Source organism: Micromonospora sp. NPDC050200, from assembly GCF_040656135.1.
Classification (GTDB): Bacteria; Actinomycetota; Actinomycetes; order Mycobacteriales; family Micromonosporaceae; genus Micromonospora.
Genome location: NZ_JBFALG010000133.1, coordinates 1 through 6,243, shown reverse-complemented (window position 1 = coordinate 6,243; position 6,243 = coordinate 1). Strand labels below are relative to the sequence as shown.

The 6,243-nt window shown below is 64.9% G+C and carries 5 protein-coding genes; 3 read left to right on the top strand and 2 right to left on the bottom strand.

The features are described 5' to 3' along the window. The 3 genes from AB0I41_RS34580 to AB0I41_RS34570 all read left to right on the top strand — a co-directional run. Window positions 1-218, top strand: a 218-nt coding sequence (locus AB0I41_RS34580; RefSeq protein WP_357115477.1) for a hypothetical protein, incomplete at its 5' end; no start/stop codon positions are given. Further along, the gene (locus AB0I41_RS34575; RefSeq protein WP_357115474.1) at window positions 215-1,408 is read left to right on the top strand and encodes a hypothetical protein; all 1,194 of its coding nucleotides are present in this window, start codon (window positions 215-217) and stop codon (window positions 1,406-1,408) included. The genes AB0I41_RS34580 and AB0I41_RS34575, both read left to right, overlap by 4 nt. 250 nt (window positions 1,409-1,658) lie before the next feature. Beyond that, window positions 1,659-2,036, top strand: coding sequence for a hypothetical protein (locus AB0I41_RS34570; protein ID WP_357115471.1), 378 nt, complete (start codon window positions 1,659-1,661; stop codon window positions 2,034-2,036). A 706-nt stretch (window positions 2,037-2,742) separates the two neighbouring features. Here AB0I41_RS34570 and AB0I41_RS34565 read toward each other — a convergent pair. Further along, the gene (locus AB0I41_RS34565; protein ID WP_357115468.1) at window positions 2,743-3,081 is read right to left on the bottom strand and encodes a hypothetical protein; all 339 of its coding nucleotides are present in this window, start codon (window positions 3,079-3,081) and stop codon (window positions 2,743-2,745) included. Between the two features lie 2,105 nt (window positions 3,082-5,186). Further along, window positions 5,187-5,561, bottom strand: coding sequence for a hypothetical protein (locus tag AB0I41_RS34560; protein ID WP_357115465.1), 375 nt, complete (start codon window positions 5,559-5,561; stop codon window positions 5,187-5,189). Between the last annotated feature and the right edge of the window lie 682 nt (window positions 5,562-6,243).

Below are 6,243 nucleotides of genomic sequence, written 5' to 3'. Positions count from 1 at the left end.
ACGCTCACGCAGCTCATCGTTGTACTTCTTCGGTGCAGGCATCGCTGGTGTTCCTCCCAGGTTTCGATGTCTCCATCAAACCCGGTGCGGGACAGGTCGATGCCTCGTCCAGGTTCCTGGCGATGAGCAGCTCCACGCCGTCCAGTCTTGCCCAGCCGAACCGCAAGGCCCCCGCCGACCCGATGACGGGATCACGCAACGCCGATCGCCGGAGATGACGATCACCCGCCCTTCCGCAGGCATGGCATGGCTCGGGCATAGTCTCGTCATGACGAAAGGCGGCCGGATGCCATCGATCGACGAGTTGGTGCAGCGCAGCGTGACGCTGAAGCGTGAGCTGCTCGACTACGCGCGGAAGCCGCGCTTCGACCGCGCGTTCCGGCAGGAGATCAGAGCCCGGTTCGGGCGGGTCGTCGTCGTCGAAGACGAAGGAGAGCTGTCGAACTTCTTCGACTGGTTCATCCAGCAGCACCGCCTGCACGACGGGCGCACCGTCGTCGACCTGTTCGTCGAAGCCCATCCCGAACTGCCCGACACCGAGCGCGAATTCCTCCTCGGCTGGCGTGACGTACGCGAAGGCGTCTTCGAGGTAACCGGACGCGATGGCCCTGTCCTGCACACCGTGAACCTCATCGACGACCTGCCCTACCGCATCCGCACCAACACCGACGAGCCGATCTTCGACCGGATGCCGCCAGGCTCGTTCATCGGCAGCCGCATCGTGCCCGTTCACGACGACTGGCTGCTCAGCGGCACCACCGCCCTTTACTCCGCCCACGACCAGGCCAGCGCCTACAGTTCGGCGATCCGGCTCGCAGCCGACCAGCCCGCACTCGTCTTCCGCAACCCGCAGCGCCTCGCCCGCGCGTGGGAGCTGCAACGCGCCCAACACGCCGCGTTCGTCGCGCACTTCGGCAGCGACGAGGTCACCCTCGGCGTGGACGAGCTCGACAAGGCCATGCGTGGGTACTGGGACACCTACTCCAGCGAACCCGGCACCGCCCCGTCGACCGATCTGGACTGGCTCGACGACACGGTCGAAACCATCGGCGTCATCTACGACCAGCAGACCGGACTCGGCATGTACGCCGACTACGCCCTCGCCCAGCAGGCCTTCGCTGACCCCGACCTCATGCGCCGCCGCCGGCACAAGGAGATCGTCAAGGCATACCTCCACGACGACACCGTCGACCCAGTCCCGCTGCAGCGGCTCGCCGCCCGCCACCCCGACAACGTCGATCGCGTCCTACGAGCGGCCACCGGCAAACCCGCCTTCACCTGGCACGAACACGGTGAGCAACTGCTGCGCAAGCACAAGGCCGACTGGTACGCCAGCAGCCATCTGCCCCGGCTCACCGTCCTCAGCGACCGCCTCGCCGCCCACCTACGAGCCGGACTGCAGGAGTAGAGCCAACCGGACGCCGGAGCCCGTACGAACCATCGGATCCCGAGAGCCCGTCCGCGAACGCGCGGAACGGGACGGTAAGTACGGCAATGACGACGTCGGAGGCGTTACGGAATTGAGTACATTCGAAGATGGAGCTGGCGCCAGTGTTCGACGGTGCGGACGTCCAACCAGATCCGGCAGACCGTGCCAGATTCGCGTGAGCGGTGCAGACGCGGCTTGCGGCACACACGCCACCGACGAGGACCGCGCTGTGGCCGCCGCATACCAACGGGGCTGGAGCGAAGGATTCCACTCCGGTTCAAAGTCCGGCGCAAGTAGCGCGCAGTTGAAGATCGAGTGGCTTGAGCGGCGCGTGAAGGATCTTGAACAGAAGCTCGACAGCTCCGAGCGGTACCACGAACTCGGTGGTGATCAGGTCGTGGAGGTCGGCAGGTACGCGTACCGGTGGCGAGGTAATCCACCCCTCACCGTTGGCGAGCGCGTGGTTCTCCCGTCGAACTGGGTCAGCCAGTTAAAAACGGGACCCGGAACCTTCGAAGACGTCGTGACCAAGCTTGGCGCAACCTATCGAGGAGAACTATCTTTCATCATCCGACGGGCCGAGCCTCAAGACGACGGTGCCCGATGACCTGGCCGGCGGTCGCCGCCCTACGCGGTGGCAAGTCCGTACCTTGCGGTAGCCGACATGGGTCACAGTCGGTGCCGGCGAGTTCGCAACCCAGGGGTTGGCCCGCATGATCATGGTCCCTGGCCGCTCCCGCGGACCTAACCACTCGACTTCCCCATGTGCCGGACAGTGCCGCAGCCGCCTCATCCGATAGCCGCTCCAAGCACCAGGCGCTCGTGGCCGGTGTCCGCGATGCACCCCCTCGCCATGGAGGTCCAGCCCGGTCCAACGGCTCCCGAGCACCCACCGAGCGACTATTCACCACCGGTGGACACGAAAAAGGCCCCGGCCCGGTGACAACCACCAGGTCAGGGCCTTGATCGTTGGTGCGCCGCCAGGGACTCGAACCCCGAACCCGCGGATTAAGAGGACACACGCCCGGCCGTGGCCAACCGTCCCTGCCTCGGCAACAGTCCGCTGCTGGCTTGGCTCGTCGTGCTGTCCTGGCGGCAGGTTGGGGTCACGTAGGGGTCAACCTCGCCTATGACCCCTCGTTTGTAAGAACTGCGCGCCCCGTCCGACGGCGTCCAGCCGGGTCGCCCACCTCGAACGACCGTACGGCCAGGTGTGGTGCTGGCTGTCCGCGTCCCGGCTCGTTGCTGTCACAGTTGCTGTCGGCAGCTAGGGCGGCGGCATAGCTGTATGGCGCGCCTTCGACTGCTACCTGCTACCCGTCTTCTACCGCCCATCCGTGGCGATGCAGCTCGTCCAACACCCTACGGGTGCCGACAGCCCAAAAGATCACCGCTTCGTGGTGGCCGTGTGCCACGAACGTGAAGCCATCGGCCAGCACGGGGACGATACGAACGCGGGAGATCGAGACGAGGTTCATCCGCGTAACTCGGAACTCTCCGAAGATGGAGGAGATCACGATGTCCTGCGCTCCAATGCGGAGCCGGGCGAATGGCCATGTTGCCCTCCGCCGGAACTGTGGGCGTCCCCACGTCCGGAACGGAGGGTCGACGTAGGCGACGCTGCCGCGAGTGCTGAAGTCCTTGTCAACCACGCTGCGATCATCGCTGACGGCGACAACCACTGGAGCGCCGCCGGCCGGCCCGGCCGATGCCGGCCGAAGGTCGCCAGCAGGCCGGAGCCGGGCCGGCTCGGCCCGCTCTGCCAGCCGCCTTGACCTCTTCGTCCCGAACGCGGTTACGGGGCATCGTTCGTTGTCATGCGTTGCCGTCTTGCATGGCGGAGCATGCTATCCCTGCCGCCTGATGCCGTCTCGTGCCAGCCGCTGCTAATCGTCTCGCTGCCTCCTGGCTGCCTGACTCCGGCCAGACCCCTCGCTGCCAACGCCCTTTACGAGGTGAACCATGATGCGCAAGGATCGACGTCATGGCTTCGCCGGACGCGTCTTCCGCTCCAGGCGGCACGACGGGCCCTGGCGCTGTTTCTCCACCGGCCATACCGGTCGCATCGGAAGTCCGCCTGGTACCCGAGCGCGCCTTCACCGATAGATGGAGGCGGCTTTGGCGACGCCAGCCGGACATGAGTCACATGCCGGTTGACCTGGGCCATGCGTTCGCTCTCGGCCTAGCGGCTCTCATCCCTGCGGCGATCATCGGCGCGGCCCTCGTGCTGTTGATGCCCTCGCCCCCGCTGATAATCGTGCTCATGGCCCTGCGGTCCTACCTCGAGCTGCACATCGAGGGAGTACGGCATCGCTGGTGGGCTCTCGGGGCCGGCGTAGCGGCAGGGGCGTCTGCTGGATCGGGGATCAACGCGCTGCTCCAGCCCAGTATCGGGGCAGAGTGGGCGACACTGATCGGGCTTCTCGCCGGAAGCTGGATCGGCGTCATGACGCACGCGGCAGTAACTCATCTGCCAACCCGAATGATGCATTTGCGGTAGCAGCAGGCATACCCACGTCCTACACCACTTCGCGATGGCGACTTCTTCGGTGTGAAAGAACGATCATGCGTCGATGAGCTGAGCAAACATCAGGGATGGCCTGCCCGAAATGGTCCGCCAGCGTCCAGGGGCGTCCATCGTCATTCGTCCCCGTCGTCACCCAGTTGGTCACCCAACCTGAGCGACGCCTCGGGTCGACTCACCTCGCTGGACGGGGCCTGATGGTGTGAGCCGGTGGCAGGCTGCGGACAGGCTCACCGATGGAGTAGACCTCCAAGCACGACAGGAATCCGCCGTCTACTAGCAGGACGACACCGGCGTAGGTGTCGCCGTCGCTGATATCCGCCGAGACAGGCGCCGCTGAGATGACCGGGGCAGGCGTCGCTCGCGATCGGTCAACTGACAGGTTGATGGTTGCGCAGCCGCAATGGCATCCACCGTCAACCGTGGTACGCCTCAGTTGGGCCAGCAGCTCGTCACTGCCGGGAAACGGCGAACCGAGCAGACGCTCGATCACCGCTCGTTCAGGCTCGCTGAGTGGGCGTCGTGTCTGGCTCGGGAGAGCGTCGTCCATCGGCACACGCCCATGGTCGCGCACGGCTCCTGCGCATTGCGACGTCACCTCGGACTCCTTGACCCCCAGGCAACCAACACGGCTCGCTGACCTGCATCGCAACGGGCGTCTAACTGGGGCAACCTTCCGCCAGAATCCGTGGACGTCCACCACCGCTCGTACCCGTCGTCACCCAGATAGTCACCCACCTCACGCTGTTACGGGAACGACCAGCAGACCATCGCGCCGCAGGGTGGCCTGCCCTAGGATCAACTTGTGACGCACGCGCGCCTCCGCAGGATCTCGGCTTTCGTTGGCTGGGCGCTCTTCCTCGCAGCGGTCGTCTTCGGAGAGTTGCTGCACCGGGGTTTCGTAGCCTGGCTCCTCCTGGGTGCAGGCATGCTCGCTATCCAGTGGTCGCGTGGTTTTGGCCGACGCGAGCCATCCCTAGGACAAAAGGCACCAGAGCCAGCGGAAAGGGTCCTCAGATGGTATCCAAAGTGGTGGTAGGGGTCCGGTCCCTCTCTTCGAGTGACGCGCACCGTCAGTTTGGAAGGTGCATTGATCTCGACGCGGGCGACCGCAATTGTGCTGGTGATCAGGCTGATTCTGCGCTGACCGTGCAGGAAAGGCGGCAGGGCAACACGCTGCTGACCCTTGTTGACCGCCCTATCGGGCACGCAGCGGGCACGGCCTGCAACTCGTCACTGACGACGGGTAATGGCGGCATAGATCTGACTGCCAGCCAGTACCCCTAGCGCAGCACACGCGACATCACGAGAGAAGTCCGGTGGCCCGCCGCCCAGCAGTATGACCGCGCCTACCGCGACGACGGCCGACAGCCCGCCGGAGACCACGGCAGCCACTTTGTGGCGACGGTCCTTCGACTCGTGGAGCCAACCGACTGAGGACATAAGTATCGAGGGGAGGGCTAAGTCGACTGCGTCGTGCCATACCAGCGTGACAAAGGCGACTAATGCCACGGAAACGCCAAAACCCGTGGCCGACCGAAACAGCGCATCCCAACCAGATACGGGAAGGCGCTCCACACCGGGGCGGGCAACAACGTCTTGATCCACGATAGAAACGTACGCTCGCCGAACCGCCCGTGGAAGTGGCCCACTCATGAACGCAACTCCTGGCCATCCCGATGCTCTCCTATGGATGTCATGCTCCGTTGGTCGCCGTCTCGTCGGCGGAGCTTGACTCCTTCGTCCCGAAAGAATGATCACTCCTCGATGAGCTGGGCGAGCAGCCGGGGTGAGCTGCCGGAACAGTCCACCATCGTCCGTGGGCGTCCGGCGTCGGCCGCCCCGATCGTCACCCAGTTGGTCACCCAGCCCGAGCGCCAGGCGGTGAAGCGGGACTTGAACCCCTAAGCCGTGATGCGGCGAGAGATCAACCGAAACTGGACCGACCGGCTCGCTGCCCTGGACCGTGATCCTCGGCGTCTCGACGTTTCACATGCCTTTTCGCTCTCAGTTGTGCCGGATCTGTGCCCGTTGATCTTGTCGTGGATACCGCAGAGAATCTGGCTAGCGGCGCGCCCGAATCTCCTCGATCAGGGACGACACGGGCCTTCCTTCTAGCTGTCTTTCGAAGAAGCGCAGCGCCCAATCCGCCTTGTCCGTTGCTCCCACCATCGCATTCATATACTTGCAGCAGAGTCACGGCCCCGGCGTTGTTCGGGAGTGTCCGGTTTGATCATGGTTTGTTAGATGCCGTAGACGGCGAAGACGTCGCTGCGGTCGTGTAGGTCGC

Excerpts from the sequence above, each read along its gene's own strand:
- AB0I41_RS34575 (WP_357115474.1), top strand. The coding sequence starts at position 215 with ATGACGATCACCCGCCCTTCCGCAGGCATGGCATGGCTCGGGCATAGT.